Genomic DNA, 14,555 nt, shown 5'->3' with positions numbered 1-14,555 from the left:
AACATATTTGTATTTATGCGAACCGCTACGGCGCTTCGCGTTTGTGACCAAATGACCTTTAAAAAGCGGGCGTTGCAGCGCCCGCTTCCAAAGCGGAGTTTCGCTATGAGTAAGAAAAAGCCGATCATGGACTGGGAGGCCATCAAGGCCGAAGTCCACCGCCGCCGCATGACGCTGACCGAACTTGCTGTTCGATCTGGCCTGCATCCTTCCATTTTGCGGAAGGTCAAAACCATGACCCATTATGCGGGTCAGGAGGCGCTTGCGACATTCATCGACCAGAAGCCGGAAAACCTCTGGCCGGATCGTTACCCAAAGAAAAGCTCCGGCATTCTCGATACTACGAAATGGCCCCCGTTAGAAAGTCAAAAATCTAACGCCGCTTTTGACAGGAAGGCTGCGTAATGACCGGGCCATTGTCAAAACTCATCCGCGTTTCTGACAACGCAACTGCTGCTGATGCGGTTGTCTTCTGGATCGCGATAGCAATTATCCTTGCCGTGATGTTCTCGGCACAGATGGCATTCATTGCAGCTTTCGTTGTGAGGGCAGCATGACCAAGCATGTTGTTATTGGCTTGCCGGAAGTCGTCAAACCTATTTCCCAATACATCAAGCTCTCTGACATCGATATTCCTGAAGATCGCGCTCGCGATCTGGATATGGATTGGGCGCAGGCACTCGCTTCCATGATCGCTGCACAGGGGCTGATCAATCCAATCACTGTGCGCATGGTTGATGGCCGTCCTCGTCTGGTCGCGGGTTTGCACCGTTATACTGGGATTGGCCTACTTAAGTGGGAAACCATTCCTGCGCGGATTTCTAACGCCGCTACCGATGATGATGCGCGCCTTGAAGAGGTGATGGAAAATCTCGGTCGCAACGAGTTGAAGGCGCTTGATCGCTGCCATCATCTTTATGAACTGAAACAGGTTTACGAGCGCCTGCACCCGGAAACCAAAAACGGTGCGAATGGTGGTGTAGGTAGCAAGCGAAATGAGAACGAAATTTTTGCGTTCTCATTGGATGTAGCCGAAAAGATTGGCCTTTCGCGCCGCTCGATAGAGCTCGCCGTAAAAATCTGGAAAGACCTCGCGACTGCTTCGCGTCAACGTTGCGCGGGAACGTGGCTTGCCAATCATCAGGCCGGATTGAAGCTGCTCTCCGAACAGCCGCATGCCGAGCAAGCAAAAATTCTCGACCTTCTTTTCAGTAGTCCGCCGAAGGCCACCAGTGTGCAGGATGCCATGACCATTCTTGCCAATGGCAGCACGAAGACGGCCACTGAAAAGAAAGTCGAAACGGTCAAGAATATGCTGAAAGCCCTCCCTGAAGCTGTGGTCGCGTCAGTTGTTGATGAACGCCTCGCGGAAATGCGCCAGAGCATTGACGTCTTGAGCAAGTTCTTCGCCAAGCTGGCAGATGATGAACTGGATAAGGTCGTCGAACAGCACGAGACGCGTATTGTGGCCTCTCTCAAGCGCCGGGGTGTCATCTGATCATGTCCCGCCGCCGCGATCCCCTCACCAAGGACCTGTTTAGCTGGGAGCCGCCGAAAGTGGCTGTCGGATACAGCGCAGACGTGATCGGTCGCGGGCGGCTCGACAATAAAATTGCACGGCTAATTTCCCATGCACTGCGCGATGCGCGTGAAGAACAGGGACTGAGCCGCGAAGCCATAGCGCAGAAGATCAGCGATTTTCTCGGTCGCGAAGTGACATCGGCCACGCTGTACAAATGGACTTCTGAAGGCTCGGAATCGCACCGCATTCCTCTGGATGCCTTCATTGCCCTCGTTCATGCGACCGGCGCGAAAGACCTTCTCGGCTTTGTACCGGGCGAGTTCGGTTTGACCGTGATCGAAGACGAATACGCCGACCTGATCGAAGAGCGCCTTCTGGAAGATCATCGCGAGGAAGTGGATGCGCGCATCAGAGCGCTTGCAGCCCGCAGAAAGGCAAGACGATGAAAGATTGGTTTACAGCCGCAGAACTGGCGAAAATTGCCAAGGATCGGGGCCTGAAGGCTTCTGTGTTTCCAAATTCTGAACGTGGCGTTAGAGATTTGGCCTATCGCGAAGGTTGGAACGATTTACCCAAGCATCTTTCAAAACCACGTGAAGGGCGTGAAGGCGGCGGCGGTCGTGAATACCATCGTTCGCTGCTGCTAGACGTCATGCAGAATGTCATTGCGGGTCTGGAAATTAAGACGGTTCTTATCGCAGCACAGGAGCGCCGCACCGAGATTGAACAGCGCAAAGTCGCTCAACTTCCGGTCACGTCACTGCGTTTCCGTCAGCGTCAGGCAATGGAAGCGCGTGGCGAAATCCTCACGGCCATCGACCGCTATAATGTCATGATGGGCGGGTGGGGTCGCCGAAAGGCCATTCTGGATTTTGTTCAGGCGCAGGAAGAACATACCGAACGCAAGCTTGCGTTAGAGAAAGTCGAAAACGGTGAGGCTTTGACAGGCCGCGAACGGACGCTTCTCGAGCGTGTTTCCCTTCTTGTCGATCCGAACGGCTTTGGTTTGCTGGAAGATACGTTGCGCCTTGCGAATGATCGGGCAGGTGATGATTATCGCATTTCCATGCGCACCGTTCAGCGCTGGTTCAGTGATCGGGACGCAAGCGGTATCGTCGCTTTGGCTCCGGCTCTGACCAAAATTGAAGAACCTGTTACGGAAGAGTTCAAAGCGTTTCTAACGTTTTACGCCAAGCCGGGGAAGCCTGCCGCCAGCGAAGCGCTGAAGGACTATCGCAAGGTCAATCCGGCGACGGCGCTCACCATTGAAAAAGTTCGCTACACATTGCGGACCAAGCTCAACGATATTGAGAAGAATGTCGGGCGTGAAGGGCTTCTGACACTGCGCTCCCGCATGGCCTATATTCAGCGTTCGACCGAAAACCTGTTTCCGACCACGATCTACACGGCAGACGGCAAAACTTTTGACGCCGAGGTGGCGCATCCTGTCACCGGAAAAGCATTCAAGCCGGAAATCACGTCCATTCTGGATGTGGCGACCCGCAAGTGCGTCGGTTTCTCCATCGCGCTCAAGGAAAACGTCATTTCGGTGACGGAAGCTTTGCGCAAATCCTGCGTTAGCCATGGCATTCCCGCGATTTTCTATACTGACCGTGGTCCGGGTTACAAGAACAAGACTTTTGACGCCGATGTGAATGGCTTGATGGGCCGTCTTTCCATCACCAAGATGCATGCGCTTCCGTATAATTCACAGGCCAAGGGCATCATCGAACGGTTTAACGGTTCGGTCTGGAACCCGTTGGCGCAGAAGCTGCCCACCTATCTCGGCGCGCCGATGGACAAGGAGGCGGCGAAGGCGGCGCATAAGGCATCGCGTCAGGAACTCAAGCTGTTTGGCGCATCCCGGCTGTTGCCATCATGGGATGAGTTTCGCGCCATGTGCGGTGAGGCGATTGCCGAATATAACTCCACACCACATCGCGGCCTGCCGCGTTTCATGGATGAGGTGAGCGGAAAGTATCGCCATTACTCGCCCGACGAGTTTTGGGCGCAGCATGTCAAAGACGGTTTTGAGCCTGTTTCGGTTGCCTCGGATGAAATTGACGATCTCTTCCGTCCATATGAAATCCGTGTCGCTCGCCGCAGCCTCGTTGAATGGAACAACAACCAGTATTTCCACCCGGCGCTGGAAGCCTATCACGGCGAACAGGTCATGGTTGGGTACGATTTTGATGAAGCTCGCTTTGTGTGGGTGCGCGAGATCGACCGCGAAGAAGGTCAGCCGGGCGCGCTGATCTGTGTTGCCGACTTCACCGGCAACAAACAGGATTATGTGCCGAAGACCTTCCAGCAGGCAGCAGAAGAAAAGCGCCGACAGGGCCGCATCAAGCGGGCCGGTGCCAAGCTGCGTGATGCAGAGCAGGAATTTATCACGCCGTTTCTCATCGACCAGCCAGCCAATGACGCGATGCCGATCATCGACATCACGCCTGAACTGGTCCCAGCCTCTAACGTGGAAAAGCTTTCTGGTTATCAGAAACCGGCTCAAACCAATCAGCAGCCCAAGCGTCGCACCTTCGCAACCGATGAAGAGCTTGCTGCCTGGGCGATCCAAAACCCCGAAAGTTTAACGAGTAATCAGGTTCGCGTCTTGCGCGGGTGCTTACAGCAGCCGTCCGCAATTGAACTCTTCCGATTGTCAGGCATCGACGTGGAAACGCTTCGAAACATCATCCGTGCCGCTGCCTGACAACCTCAACACACGAAGGAAAATACGCATGAAAAACCAGTTTGTCGAGACGGCCAATGTAAAGCGCTTTTTGGGTGCGTTGTCCGCACTTGAACAGCGTGGCGCGCAGGAAGCTTGTCTCGTCGTCATTGATGGTCAGCCCGGACTTGGCAAAACCACGACATTGAAGCACTGGGTAGCGCAAAATGGGTGTGTGTATCTGCGCGCTAAAAAGGAATGGTCGCCAAGCTGGTTCATGAATGAACTCTTGGAAAATCTGCGCGTGACCCCGCCGCATTCATTCCCGAAAAAATATGCCAAAGCGTTAGAAGAACTGGCGATGCGCCAGAACTCGGCCATGCTCGACCGCCGCGCTTTCGGGCTGGTCATAGATGAAGCCGATCATATTTCCTCCAAATCCAGCATCCTCGAAACCATCCGCGATATTTCGGACATGATTGAACTTCCGACGGTTCTTGTCGGCATGGGAAAGGTTGCCGACCATTTGGCGCGGTTCCCGCAGGTCGCTTCGCGTGTATCGCAGCGGGTCAGCTTCCAGCCAGCATCCAAGGACGATGTCAAAGCGCTGATCGCAGCCCGATGCGAGGTCAAGGTTGCTGATGACCTCATTGAGTTTGTTTTGAAGGTCAGTCAGGGGCTGAACCGCGAGGTTCTGGAAGCCATCGCCAATATCGAACGGTTTGGCCTGCGTTTTGATGCCGGTGATGAGGGCGTGACGCTGGCTGACATGGCCGGTCAGGTCATCATGAACAACCGCCATTCCAACAAGCCAGTGATGATCCCGGAGGTGTTCTGATGAAGGAGCGCGCTTCCGGGGAAATCCCGACCATGATCCTGCATCATTTGGGCGATGGAACGTGCCAGACCATCGACCAGCTGGATGCTGCCCTGCCATTGAACCGCCGTCAGATTTCGGACGGCGCAGCGATGCTTATCAAGCGCGACTATCTGGATCGCATTGAGGCCGGTTGCTATTGCCTGACACCATCCGGCCTTGCGGCTGCGCATCGCGGCGAACGCATTACGAGCGGCCCATTGCATCCACACACTGGCAAATGCCGCCGTCCGCATCGTGACACCTTCCGGCAGCGCGCATGGAACGCTATGCGCATGAGCGTGACCTTCACGATTGGCGACCTCGCCATCGTTGCAGCCAAGGATGACAAAGACCCGGAAAGCAATCTGGTCAACTATCTCGGCGCGCTTCGCCGCGTTGGCTATGTGACTGAACTTCCGGTTCGTCAGAGTGGAACGCATCTGACAAGCAACGGCTTCAAGCGTTTCCGTCTGCTCAAGGACACGGGACCAGTTGCGCCGGTCTGGCGGGCAAAAAAGCGGGCAATTTGGGATTACAATCTGGATGGGTTGGTTGGCGAGGTGTCATGCGCCAGATGAACCTCATGCCGTTGACCGATCCGAAGTGGGTTGATGTTTTGCGTGCAGAAGCTGGAAAGCCGAAGCGCACGAAAAAGGCGATTGCCGACGAACTTGGGGTTTCCCGCACGGCGATATCCCTGATCTGCGACGGGAAATATTCGGCCAAGATGGACAAGGTGTCGGCAAAACTCGCGCCGAAGGTCATGGCGTTATACGCCTGCAAGGTTTGGTGTCCGCATCTTCATAGCGACCTGACACCGGAAGCCTGCCGTCATCATGCGACTGCGCCAATGCCGACAAGTGATCCAGATCGGCTTCGCCATTGGGCAGCGTGCCGGAATTGCCAGCAAAATCCAACCAATGCCGAGGTGAAAGATGCTGTCTGACACAGTGGTGCAGTGGCGCGCTTTTTTGATGTCTCTCGTCAGAGACGCAGATGCTCCTGAATTATTTCTAACGCTTCGCCTGATGGAACTCGAGGTGCGGCACATGGAAATGACGATTGAGTATCTGACAGGCCGTCCGCATGCGCCGCTAAACGATCAGCTGCTTTCTTTCCCCTCAACACCTGAACAACTTCAGAAGGAGGCCGAACATGCTCTCTCATAGCCTTCGTGACATGCGAACCGAGCTTGAAAAGGTTGCTTTCCGCTCAGGTAGCACCATCGAGTTCACAGCGGCGGACATCCAGTCCTACATTCTCGCACTCATCACTTATGAGCGAATAGTCCGACAGATGGAAAAGAAGCTTGCTTCTCTTCCTGGTGAACAGGCTGCTTGCGAAATCATCACCTTTCCCTCCCGCAATATCGACCGCCCGCAGTTCACCGTTATCCATGGTGATGGCGGCGACGTGGCTTAATTTTTCATCAGAAGGAAAAAAGCAAAATGGCAAAGGCCGTTAAAACAAAAGCAAAAGCTCTCCCCCGTGTTCCGCAGAACCGAGAGGATGCCGTCTGGACTATCGGGCGCATCGGAACATTGCAGCGCGAAATCGCGGCGCATAAGGCAATTGCAGACGAGGCGATCCGTATCGCTGGCGAGAAATTTGACAATGACGTGGCTGAACTGGCGGACGAGCTTGCGCAGCACGAAGAAGGCATTCGCGTTTATTGCGAAGCGAACCGCATGAAACTTACCGATGACGGTAAGGTCAAATACCACAATTTCGGCACTGGCACCGTGAAGTGGCGTTTGCGCCCACCGAGCGTGAAGCTCAAAGGCGTCGAGCTGATTATCGAACAGTGCCGCAAACTCGGCTTTCTGGCGTTTCTTAACGAAGAGACGAAGATCAACAAGGATGCAATGCTGGCCGATCCAGACAGGGCGCGACTGGTTGCTGGTGTCTCGATCTCGTCTGAAGGTGAGGATTTCGTCGTGGAGCCAGCCGAACTCGAAACCGCTCAGCCGGTGAAGTGAGGAGCAGCCATGGCAACCGAATATTTGAATGTGGTTCTGACCTTGCTGGTCATCTTCCTTATCGTTCAGATCGTGAGGGCGCGCTCATGAATAAGATCAGGTTTCATTTTTCGGATCGCGGTCAGGATTGCCTGTGGTGGGATGTCGAGGATTTAGGTGATGGTACGGGCCGCGTCATGGATGCTGGGCCATTTCAAGCAAATGTCTGGGCAGACGGAAATTACTACGTCAATTTGATGTATCCGCACGGTGTTGGCGATAGATTGCTGTTTACGAACGATCTGCCACGGTCGTTACAAGACGGCTTTCACATGACACATCGTTATCGTGTTGACCGTGTTGAACACCTTTCGGAAATGGCAGGTGCGGCATGATCTCGGAAAACATCCGCAGACGCATCAATGCCTTGCGTGAGCGTACTACGGCACGGGGCTTTACCGAGGCAGAGGCTATGGAAGCCGCTGCCAAGGTGGCCGAGCTGATGCGTGAACATGGCCTGTACGACAGCGATCTGGAAATGACACAGGAAGCCGCCGCATTGAATGGGGCGGTTCGATCTGCCCGCGCTGCGCTCTGGCCGGTTATCGCCCGCTGCACGAATACGGCGGCGCTGATGTCCAGTTCGCTGGATGGCCGTGTCATGATCTATGTCGGCAAGGAACCGGGACCGGAGATTGCCACCTATCTTCACGATGTTTGTGATACTGCGATCAACAATGAGGTGAAGCGGTTCAAGAAGGGCGATTTCTATCGCCGTCGCCGCTCGACGGCCACACGCAAGCAGGCGGTCGTGGATTTTACGGCAGGTCTGGTTGCCAGCCTGAACGGGCAACTCTTCCAGATGTTCAAACCGAGCATTTCGGCAATCGAATGCCGGAAAGCGCAGGAAGAGCGCGACCGTCGCTATCCTGATACCCGCAGTGTTAAAACGGCCTCCCATAAGACCCGTTTCGACCATGCTCGTTATGCAGGTGTGGCTGCGGGTGAGAATGTCAATATTTCACACGGCGTTCGAGGCCGGGAGTCGCAGCGTTTGATTGGCGGTGCGAAATGAACACATACGCCGTTATCAATATTGCCCGCATTCAGTTGGGCATGGATGAAGATACGATCCGTGCGCTCTATGTCCGCGTCACCGGCGTTAACTCGCTGCGCGCCATGTCGGAGCGCCAGCGTCTTGCTGTGGTCGATGAATTGAAGCGTCTGGGCTTTAAAATGAAGAAAAGCGGCAAATCGCTGCCGCTTTCTACAAAACCTTATATCCGGCTGGTTCATGCGCTCTGGCGTTCCTGCCATCGCAAGGGCGTCATCAATGACGGTTCCCGATCTGCGTTGCGCACATTTGTTAGAGGTCATTCTACCGTTGATGATCCTGACTTTCTAACGTTTGAAGAGGCCAATCCCATCATTGAGGCGCTCAAGGCGATGGAGGCGCGGGGATGATTTTATTTGCAGAGCGCATAGCCCATACGTTTTCCGTTGCCGTTAGCCGCAGCCTTCGCATCGTAAAATGCCACCATTACGCGACTGCCTTCAGGCATTCCTGCTGTGCGAAGTTGATTGCACGTCATCTGGTCCGCAACGGTGTCCCAAGAAACATCTGCCGGATCAGCAAAAAGCCACAAGAGAGTTTTGCTCTGCCATTCTGCGTTTTTTACGCGACTGTACTCGCGCACTTTCTCAAGTCCAGCTTTTTGCCAATCGGCAAGCTCGGCTTCCGCGAATGCCAGCGTCGGCGTCAGAGCGATCAATCCGGCTATAAGTGCAGTTTTCATGAGTATCGCATCCCCGTTTCCATGCCTGTTCAAATAGCAGTTGCATCCTGTTTTGAGCAATCGTTTTTAACGGGTGTGGCATGAGTGATCGTCGCGCATTGCCAGCTTCGATTGAAGAGATCGCGGAAACGATTGGGGTTCGTCTTGCCCTTAAAATCGTGCAGGTCTATGGTGGTAGTGAAGCATATTTCCCGAAAAAGCCGAATGAAGACCATCCTGTCATTCAGGCTCTTGGCAAAGAGGACGGATATGCGATATGCAATTATATGGGCGGATCGCTGCTTTCGGTTCCGCATTGCAAGCCACCGCGCAACGCGCTGTCCGCGATCCGGCGTCTCGAAGCAGAGGGGCTGTCCAGAAGTGAGATAGCCCGCCGCCTTGGTATTACGCAACGCCATGTGCGCCGGGTGGCAAATGCGCCGCCATCTGCACCCAACCAATTCGACTTGTTTGCAAATGATCAGTGACCGGACCTCATGTCCGGTCATTTTGCTTTTAAAGACCGGCCAAAGTCCTCGCACATCTCTTAATCCGCACCGCGAGGCGAAATGTCCACGATCAAGAATCCCACGACTTTCTTTTCTTATTTGCGCCGTGCGCCGTTCGGCAATCGCCTGAGCCAAGCGCAGGTCGACGGCATCAATGTCATCCTTGATGTGTGGAATTACTATCACCTGACGGATCGCCGCTGGCTCGCCAATATCCTCGCGCAGATTTTCCATGAAACAGGCGGTCGCATGCAGCCGGTTCGCGAAACGAACGCAAATTCGGACGCACAGGCGAAAAGTCGTCTTGAAACCGCATGGAAGGCCGGAAAGCTGAAATCGGTCAAAACGCCTTACTGGCGCGATGGCTTTTTCGGGCGCGGCTTCATCCAGATCACGCATGAGGAAAATTACGACCGCCTCGGTGATCGACTTGATATTGACCTTGTCAATAACCCCTCGAAAGCCCTCGACCCGCTAATCAGCGCCCGTATTGCCATCGTCGGTATGGCCGAAGGGCTTTTCACTAATGGTCGCCACAAGCTTTCGGATTATTTCAACGCAAAGGTCGATGACCCTGAAGGCTCACGCGCCATTGTCAACGGCACCGACAAAGCCAAGCTGATTGCTGGCTATCACAAGAATTTCCTTGATGCCATTGACGCGGCCAGTGTCGAAGCGCCTGTCTCGGATGCCAATGCCGCGCTTGCCACGGCTGACGATGTGAAGCCCTCCGCCAGCGGCTCCGTAAAGAGCCTGATCGGCGGCACGGTCGGCACGGCGGTGGTTTCGGCAATCGTCGGCGTTAACAATCCGTGGGCTTTCGGCGTGTCGGCGCTGCTTCTGCTTCTGGGAGCCGGTGCCGTCTATATGTTTGCTTCTGGCCGTTGGTCGGTCAATCGCCTGAAGGAGATTTGATGTTCTCATCTCTTCTGCGCTGGCTGACGGGTGATTTCATAGGCGCGCTGACCCGCGCCTATGAAATGAAGCTGAAGGCCGAAAACGACCAGCAACGCCTTGTGGCGGACGCGGCCATTGCCGACATCAGCCGCCAGATCGAAGAAGCCCGCAATGCCAAGGAAGTCCGGCTCGCGTCGGCAGTCTTTTGGGAAATGCGGCTGATTACGGCGGTGATTGCCGGTTGCTTTGCCATCCATCTGGTTTTGGTCACGGCTGACACCTGTTTCGCGCTTGGCTGGCGCATCGCCAAGTTCCCGGCACCGTTCGATGAATGGCAGGGCATGATCCTACTTTCATTCTTTGGAATTCAGGCCCTTGGCGGCGGGCTGAATGTGATTGCTTCCGCCATAAGAGGACGTAAATGACGGGTCCTGAAACCATCTTTGGCCTGAAGGTGGCAACGCTTCTTTCTTCCTGCGTTGCCGCCGTGATTTCTGTTGTTCTGGACTGGCGCGCTCACAACTTTCTAACGGCGGTCGGTTCCATTGCGGCAGGCGTTTTCGTTGGCGTGGTCGCGACCGATCTCACCCTTGAATTGCTTGGTGTCTCCGAAAATCCCGGATCGTGGGGCTATGCGGTTTCGGCTGCATACGGGATCACAGGCCGCAATCTCATCCTCTGGCTGAAGCAGGCATCGGAAAACCCGCCGCAGCTTATCAAAGACATTTTCGGTATCGGCAAAGGCACTGGCAAGAATGGCTGAAACTCACGACACCCGCCGCAAGGCCCGATCCGATTACGTCTATCGACGCATGTCGATTGCCACCATCGCGATGACACACAATGTCAGTCAGGCGACCATCGGGCGCTGGAAGAAGGCTGCGAAGGAAAATGGCGACGATTGGGATATGGCACGATCTGCCGCCACCATTGCCGGTGAAGGGCTGGATACGGTCATTTCGTCGGTGACGGAAGATTTCGTCATCATGGCGCAGTCGCTGCTGGATGAGGTCAAGAACAATCCAGCTCTGACGCTCGACCAGAAGATCAAGCACATGGTGGCGCTCGGCGACGCCATGGTCAAGGTCACGGCATCGGCAGGCAAGCTCGCACCGAAGATTTCCGAGCTGGGCGTTGCGCAGTCCGTGGTGCAGCATCTGGTCAGCTTTGTTCAGGAGCAGTTCCCGCAGCACATTTCCGTGGTGCAGGAAATCCTGATTCCGTTTGGTGATCGCATCGCGAGTGCCTTTGCACCATGAAGCGCCCGAACCTGAAAGCCAAAGTCAGTGAGAAGGATTTCCGCGAATGGATTGCCGGGAAAGCCGACGAACTTGCGCGTTGGGTTGACCTGTCGGTGTCGGCATTTCCAGCCGATCCGAAGGCCAAGGCCGAGCGGCTTGCGCAAGTCCGGCATCCTGAAACCGGCTTTCAATTCTTTCTGGAAACCTATCTGCCGCATTATGTGAAGGGCGAACACAGCCTGTTTCACAAGGCGATCTTTGCTCGCGTTCCTGAAATCCTCGCCGCCCAAAAGGGCGTTAGAGATTTGTTTATCGCGCCACGCGGTTCGTCCAAATCGACACATCTTTCGCTTGGTTTTGCGCTTTACTGCATTTGCCTTGGGCTTAAGCGCTACATTCTGGAAGTCTGCGACGTGTATGCGCAGGCCGCACTTCTGATTGAGGCGATCAAGGCCGAGCTGACGGAAAACCCACGCCTGTCCTATGATTTCCCCGACGCCACCGGCGCAGGCCGTGTCTGGCGTGAAGGCGAGATCGTCACGAAAAGCAATGTCCGCATTGAGGGGCTTGGCGCGTTGCAGAAGCTGCGTGGTCGCCGCCACGGTCCTTATCGCCCCGACCTGATGTTCTTTGACGATCTGGAGAATGACGAACAGGTGCGTTCGCCTGATCAGCGCAAGAAGTTAGAGACATGGATCAAGCGCGCCGCTTTGAAAGTCGGCCCGCCTGACGGCTCCATGGATGTGATCTGGGTTGGCACGGTGCTGCATTATGATGCTGTGCTTGTCCGGGCTGCAAAGACGCCGGTTTGGCGGGTGGCCGAGTTTCAGGCGATCATCCGCATGCCGGATCGCATGGACCTTTGGGACAAGTTTGAAGAAGCCTACCAGAATGACGGCGAGGAAGCCGCCCGCGCATTCTACACAGCGCACAAGAGCGCCATGGATGCCGGTGCCGTTGTCAACTGGCCTGCCATGCAGCCGCTCGTCTGGCTCATGCTGGAACGCGCTGCCGATCATGACAGTTTCCAGACCGAATATCAGAACAAGCCGATCAATGCCGGAAGCCCGTTCAGCCAGCTCAAATTCTGGACGCTGGTTCAGCCCGATCTTATCCATTTCGGGGCGGTCGATCCGTCGCTTGGCAAGAAAGGCCATGGGCGCGATCCGAGCGCCATTCTCGTTGGCGGCTTCAACCGCTTGCATGGCACCATGGACGTGCTGGAGGCATCTATCCGCCGCCGTCTGCCGGATATCATCATTTCCGACATCATCACATTTCAGCGGCAATATCGCTGCCTGCTGTGGTTCGTGGAATCGGTGCAGTTTCAGGAATTCCTGCGCACAACGCTAATGACGACCGCTGCACAGCAGGGTGTCGGCATATCCGCCGTGCCGATTATTCCTAACGCGGACAAGGATTTGCGCATTGAGCGACTTCAGCCGCCGACCGCTGCCGGTCTGATCCGGCTCAACGCCACGCAACAGACGCTGATCGACCAGCTCCAGCAATGGCCCGATGCCGATCATGATGACGGCCCGGATTGCCTCGACATGCTCTGGCAGAACGCGCTGCTCTATGCAGGCGGCAATCGCGCCAGCACGGGCGGAAGCGGAATGATGACCGCCGCTGGCAGCGGCAATACTGGACTTGAGGGATATCGCCTATGAGCCGTGGCAAGAAGAACCGGAAGTCGGCATCCTTTGCAGACAAGAGCCTGACGGCGACAGAACGCAAGAACCTGCCCGCCGAGGCGCGGACGCTAATTGCGGATGCCAGAAACGACATCACCATTCCGTTCTATAGCGGCGCGCTTCAGCATGCCGACGATACGCTGATCCAGCGCGGCGGCGGCGATGGTCTTAAAATCTATGATGAGATCAAGCGGGACACGCGGGCATCGGCCTGTTTGACCAAGCGCAACAAGCAGCTCGTCGCCCGCGAATGGGAAGTGGAAGCCGCATCGGAAAAGCCGCTTGATGTGGAGGCTGCAAATTTCGTGCGCGAGACTTTGCGCAATCTGCCATTCGACCGCATGTGCGAGGATCTGTCGGGCGGTGCGATCCTGAAAGGTTTTGCGGTTTCGGAAGTGGTCTGGAAGCGCGACGGCAACCGGATCGTACCGGAAAAGGTCATTACCCATGATCAGCGCCGCTTTGCGTTCGGGCAAGATTGGAAGCCGCGCCTTTTGACCTGGGCGAACATGCGGGACGGCATTGAGCTGCCCGACCGCAAGTTTATCGTGCACCGCCATGGCGTCGTCGGCAATAATCCTTATGGTCTGGGCCTCGGCTATCAGTTGTTCTGGGCCGTGTTGTTCAAGCGCGAAGGCGTGGCCTTCTGGCTTCATTTTCTTGACAAGTTCGCGGGTCCGACCGTCATTGCGGAAACGCCTTACGGTATGCTTTCCGAAGAGCAGAACCAGCTTTTGCAAAAGCTTGCCAGTGTCAAGACCAGTGCCGCCGTCACCGTTCCGGTCGGAACCTCGGTCAAGTTTCTGGAAGCAGCGCGCACAGGGGCGGTCAGCTACAAGGAATGGCTCGAATTCTGGAATACCGAGATTGCGATCTGCATTCTGGGTGAAACGCTAACCACCGATATCGGCACGGCTGGTTCGAAGGCGGCAGCGGAAACCCATGCCAATATTCTTGATTTGCTGGTCGATAGTGACGCCGACCATTTGTCCGATACGCTCCGCGAGCAGCTCGTGCAGTGGCTGATCGACTATAATTTCCCCGGCGCAGGCGTCCCGCGCATCTGGCGGGTGCGTCCGAGCAATGAAAAGGACAAGGCCGAAACCCGTAAGGCCAAGGCCGAAGCCGCCAGTTCCGAAAACGCCGCCCTTGTCGAAATTCTTGTGACGGCTGCACAGATTGACGATGATAATGATGCGCGTGAATTCATCGTGTCGTTTGAACTGACCCACGCATTGTCGGAAACCGCGATTGACCGGCTTGTGGAAGCGCGTTTCACCTTCATGGAAGGCGGCAAGCGCGCCCGCGATCTGCGCATGCTGGCATCGGAAAATCCGGCCTTTGCTGCACTTTTCGGCCCGGTTCAGTCAAAAAAAAACTCCATAATTCAGTAAGCTTTGCGGATGATCCCGATCCGGTCAGCGATATTGCC

Annotated in this window: 21 protein-coding genes; 20 read left to right on the top strand and 1 reads right to left on the bottom strand. The window is 55.5% G+C overall.

Annotation, left to right across the window (positions count from 1 at the left end; translation table 11 throughout):
* The first annotated feature begins 105 nt into the window (after positions 1-105).
* From KWJ32_RS14350 to KWJ32_RS14290, 13 genes are all read left to right on the top strand, one after another.
* Complete coding sequence (locus tag KWJ32_RS14350) at positions 106-405, top strand: helix-turn-helix domain-containing protein (RefSeq protein ID WP_171380196.1); 300 nt, start codon at positions 106-108, stop codon at positions 403-405.
* Positions 405-557 (top strand): hypothetical protein, encoded by a 153-nt coding sequence (locus KWJ32_RS14345; RefSeq protein WP_171380195.1) that lies wholly within the window; start codon positions 405-407, stop codon positions 555-557. Before KWJ32_RS14350 ends, KWJ32_RS14345 begins: the two co-directional genes overlap by 1 nt.
* On the top strand, positions 554-1,498 hold the full coding sequence (locus KWJ32_RS14340; protein WP_256886029.1) for a ParB N-terminal domain-containing protein: 945 nt from the start codon (positions 554-556) through the stop codon (positions 1,496-1,498). The genes KWJ32_RS14345 and KWJ32_RS14340 overlap by 4 nt, the downstream gene beginning before the upstream one ends.
* 2 nt (positions 1,499-1,500) lie before the next feature.
* A complete protein-coding gene (locus tag KWJ32_RS14335) occupies positions 1,501-1,968 on the top strand; it encodes a hypothetical protein (RefSeq protein ID WP_256886028.1) in 468 nt (155 codons plus the stop codon).
* Entirely contained in the window at positions 1,965-4,232 is a 2,268-nt protein-coding gene (locus KWJ32_RS14330; RefSeq protein ID WP_256886027.1) for a Mu transposase C-terminal domain-containing protein, read from the top strand. Before KWJ32_RS14335 ends, KWJ32_RS14330 begins: the two co-directional genes overlap by 4 nt.
* A 28-nt stretch (positions 4,233-4,260) precedes the next feature.
* Positions 4,261-5,028: an ATP-binding protein gene (locus tag KWJ32_RS14325; RefSeq protein ID WP_153527402.1), complete on the top strand. Its 768-nt coding sequence runs from the start codon at positions 4,261-4,263 to the stop codon at positions 5,026-5,028.
* Positions 5,028-5,627, top strand: coding sequence for a hypothetical protein (locus tag KWJ32_RS14320; protein ID WP_256886026.1), 600 nt, complete (start codon positions 5,028-5,030; stop codon positions 5,625-5,627). The genes KWJ32_RS14325 and KWJ32_RS14320 overlap by 1 nt, the downstream gene beginning before the upstream one ends.
* Positions 5,615-5,995 carry a MarR family transcriptional regulator gene (locus KWJ32_RS14315; RefSeq protein WP_256886025.1) on the top strand — a complete coding sequence of 127 codons (381 nt, stop codon included), beginning with the start codon at positions 5,615-5,617 and terminating at the stop codon, positions 5,993-5,995. The genes KWJ32_RS14320 and KWJ32_RS14315 overlap by 13 nt, the downstream gene beginning before the upstream one ends.
* Positions 5,996-6,204: 209 nt before the next feature.
* A complete protein-coding gene (locus KWJ32_RS14310; RefSeq protein ID WP_256886024.1) occupies positions 6,205-6,471 on the top strand; it encodes a hypothetical protein in 267 nt (88 codons plus the stop codon).
* Positions 6,472-6,497: 26 nt separating this feature from the next.
* Positions 6,498-7,028: a host-nuclease inhibitor Gam family protein gene (locus KWJ32_RS14305; protein ID WP_256886023.1), complete on the top strand. Its 531-nt coding sequence runs from the start codon at positions 6,498-6,500 to the stop codon at positions 7,026-7,028.
* A gap of 86 nt (positions 7,029-7,114) precedes the next feature.
* Complete coding sequence (locus KWJ32_RS14300) at positions 7,115-7,402, top strand: hypothetical protein (protein ID WP_256886022.1); 288 nt, start codon at positions 7,115-7,117, stop codon at positions 7,400-7,402.
* On the top strand, positions 7,399-8,082 hold the full coding sequence (locus KWJ32_RS14295) for a DUF2786 domain-containing protein (protein WP_256886021.1): 684 nt from the start codon (positions 7,399-7,401) through the stop codon (positions 8,080-8,082). Before KWJ32_RS14300 ends, KWJ32_RS14295 begins: the two co-directional genes overlap by 4 nt.
* Positions 8,079-8,471, top strand: a complete 393-nt coding sequence (locus tag KWJ32_RS14290; RefSeq protein ID WP_256886020.1) for a regulatory protein GemA — start codon at positions 8,079-8,081, stop codon at positions 8,469-8,471. The genes KWJ32_RS14295 and KWJ32_RS14290 overlap by 4 nt, the downstream gene beginning before the upstream one ends.
* A 2-nt stretch (positions 8,472-8,473) precedes the next feature.
* On the opposite strand, the gene KWJ32_RS14285 is transcribed toward KWJ32_RS14290, so the two are convergent.
* Entirely contained in the window at positions 8,474-8,803 is a 330-nt protein-coding gene (locus KWJ32_RS14285) for a hypothetical protein (protein WP_256886019.1), read from the bottom strand.
* Positions 8,804-8,883: 80 nt separating this feature from the next.
* Here KWJ32_RS14285 and KWJ32_RS14280 point away from each other — a divergent pair, with 80 nt between their 5' ends.
* The 7 genes from KWJ32_RS14280 (at position 8,884) to KWJ32_RS14250 (ending at position 14,517) form a co-directional block, all read left to right on the top strand.
* Positions 8,884-9,270, top strand: coding sequence for a helix-turn-helix domain-containing protein (locus tag KWJ32_RS14280; RefSeq protein WP_076781167.1), 387 nt, complete (start codon positions 8,884-8,886; stop codon positions 9,268-9,270).
* An 81-nt stretch (positions 9,271-9,351) separates the two neighbouring features.
* The gene (locus tag KWJ32_RS14275) at positions 9,352-10,206 is read left to right on the top strand and encodes a glycoside hydrolase family 19 protein (RefSeq protein WP_256886018.1); all 855 of its coding nucleotides are present in this window, start codon (positions 9,352-9,354) and stop codon (positions 10,204-10,206) included.
* Positions 10,206-10,613 carry a hypothetical protein gene (locus tag KWJ32_RS14270; protein ID WP_256886017.1) on the top strand — a complete coding sequence of 136 codons (408 nt, stop codon included), beginning with the start codon at positions 10,206-10,208 and terminating at the stop codon, positions 10,611-10,613. The genes KWJ32_RS14275 and KWJ32_RS14270 overlap by 1 nt, the downstream gene beginning before the upstream one ends.
* Entirely contained in the window at positions 10,610-10,951 is a 342-nt protein-coding gene (locus KWJ32_RS14265) for a hypothetical protein (protein ID WP_154144416.1), read from the top strand. The genes KWJ32_RS14270 and KWJ32_RS14265 overlap by 4 nt, the downstream gene beginning before the upstream one ends.
* Positions 10,944-11,447, top strand: a complete 504-nt coding sequence (locus KWJ32_RS14260) for a DUF1804 family protein (protein ID WP_256886016.1) — start codon at positions 10,944-10,946, stop codon at positions 11,445-11,447. The genes KWJ32_RS14265 and KWJ32_RS14260 overlap by 8 nt, the downstream gene beginning before the upstream one ends.
* Entirely contained in the window at positions 11,444-13,099 is a 1,656-nt protein-coding gene (gene terL, locus KWJ32_RS14255) for a phage terminase large subunit (RefSeq protein ID WP_256886015.1), read from the top strand. The genes KWJ32_RS14260 and terL overlap by 4 nt, the downstream gene beginning before the upstream one ends.
* A complete protein-coding gene (locus tag KWJ32_RS14250; RefSeq protein ID WP_256886014.1) occupies positions 13,096-14,517 on the top strand; it encodes a DUF935 family protein in 1,422 nt (473 codons plus the stop codon). Before terL ends, KWJ32_RS14250 begins: the two co-directional genes overlap by 4 nt.
* Positions 14,518-14,555: the final 38 nt, after the last annotated feature.

It is taken from the genome of Ochrobactrum sp. BTU2 (genome assembly GCF_024539785.1).
Classification (GTDB): Bacteria; Pseudomonadota; Alphaproteobacteria; order Rhizobiales; family Rhizobiaceae; genus Brucella; species Brucella anthropi.
This window is presented reverse-complemented; position numbering and strand designations above follow the sequence as displayed.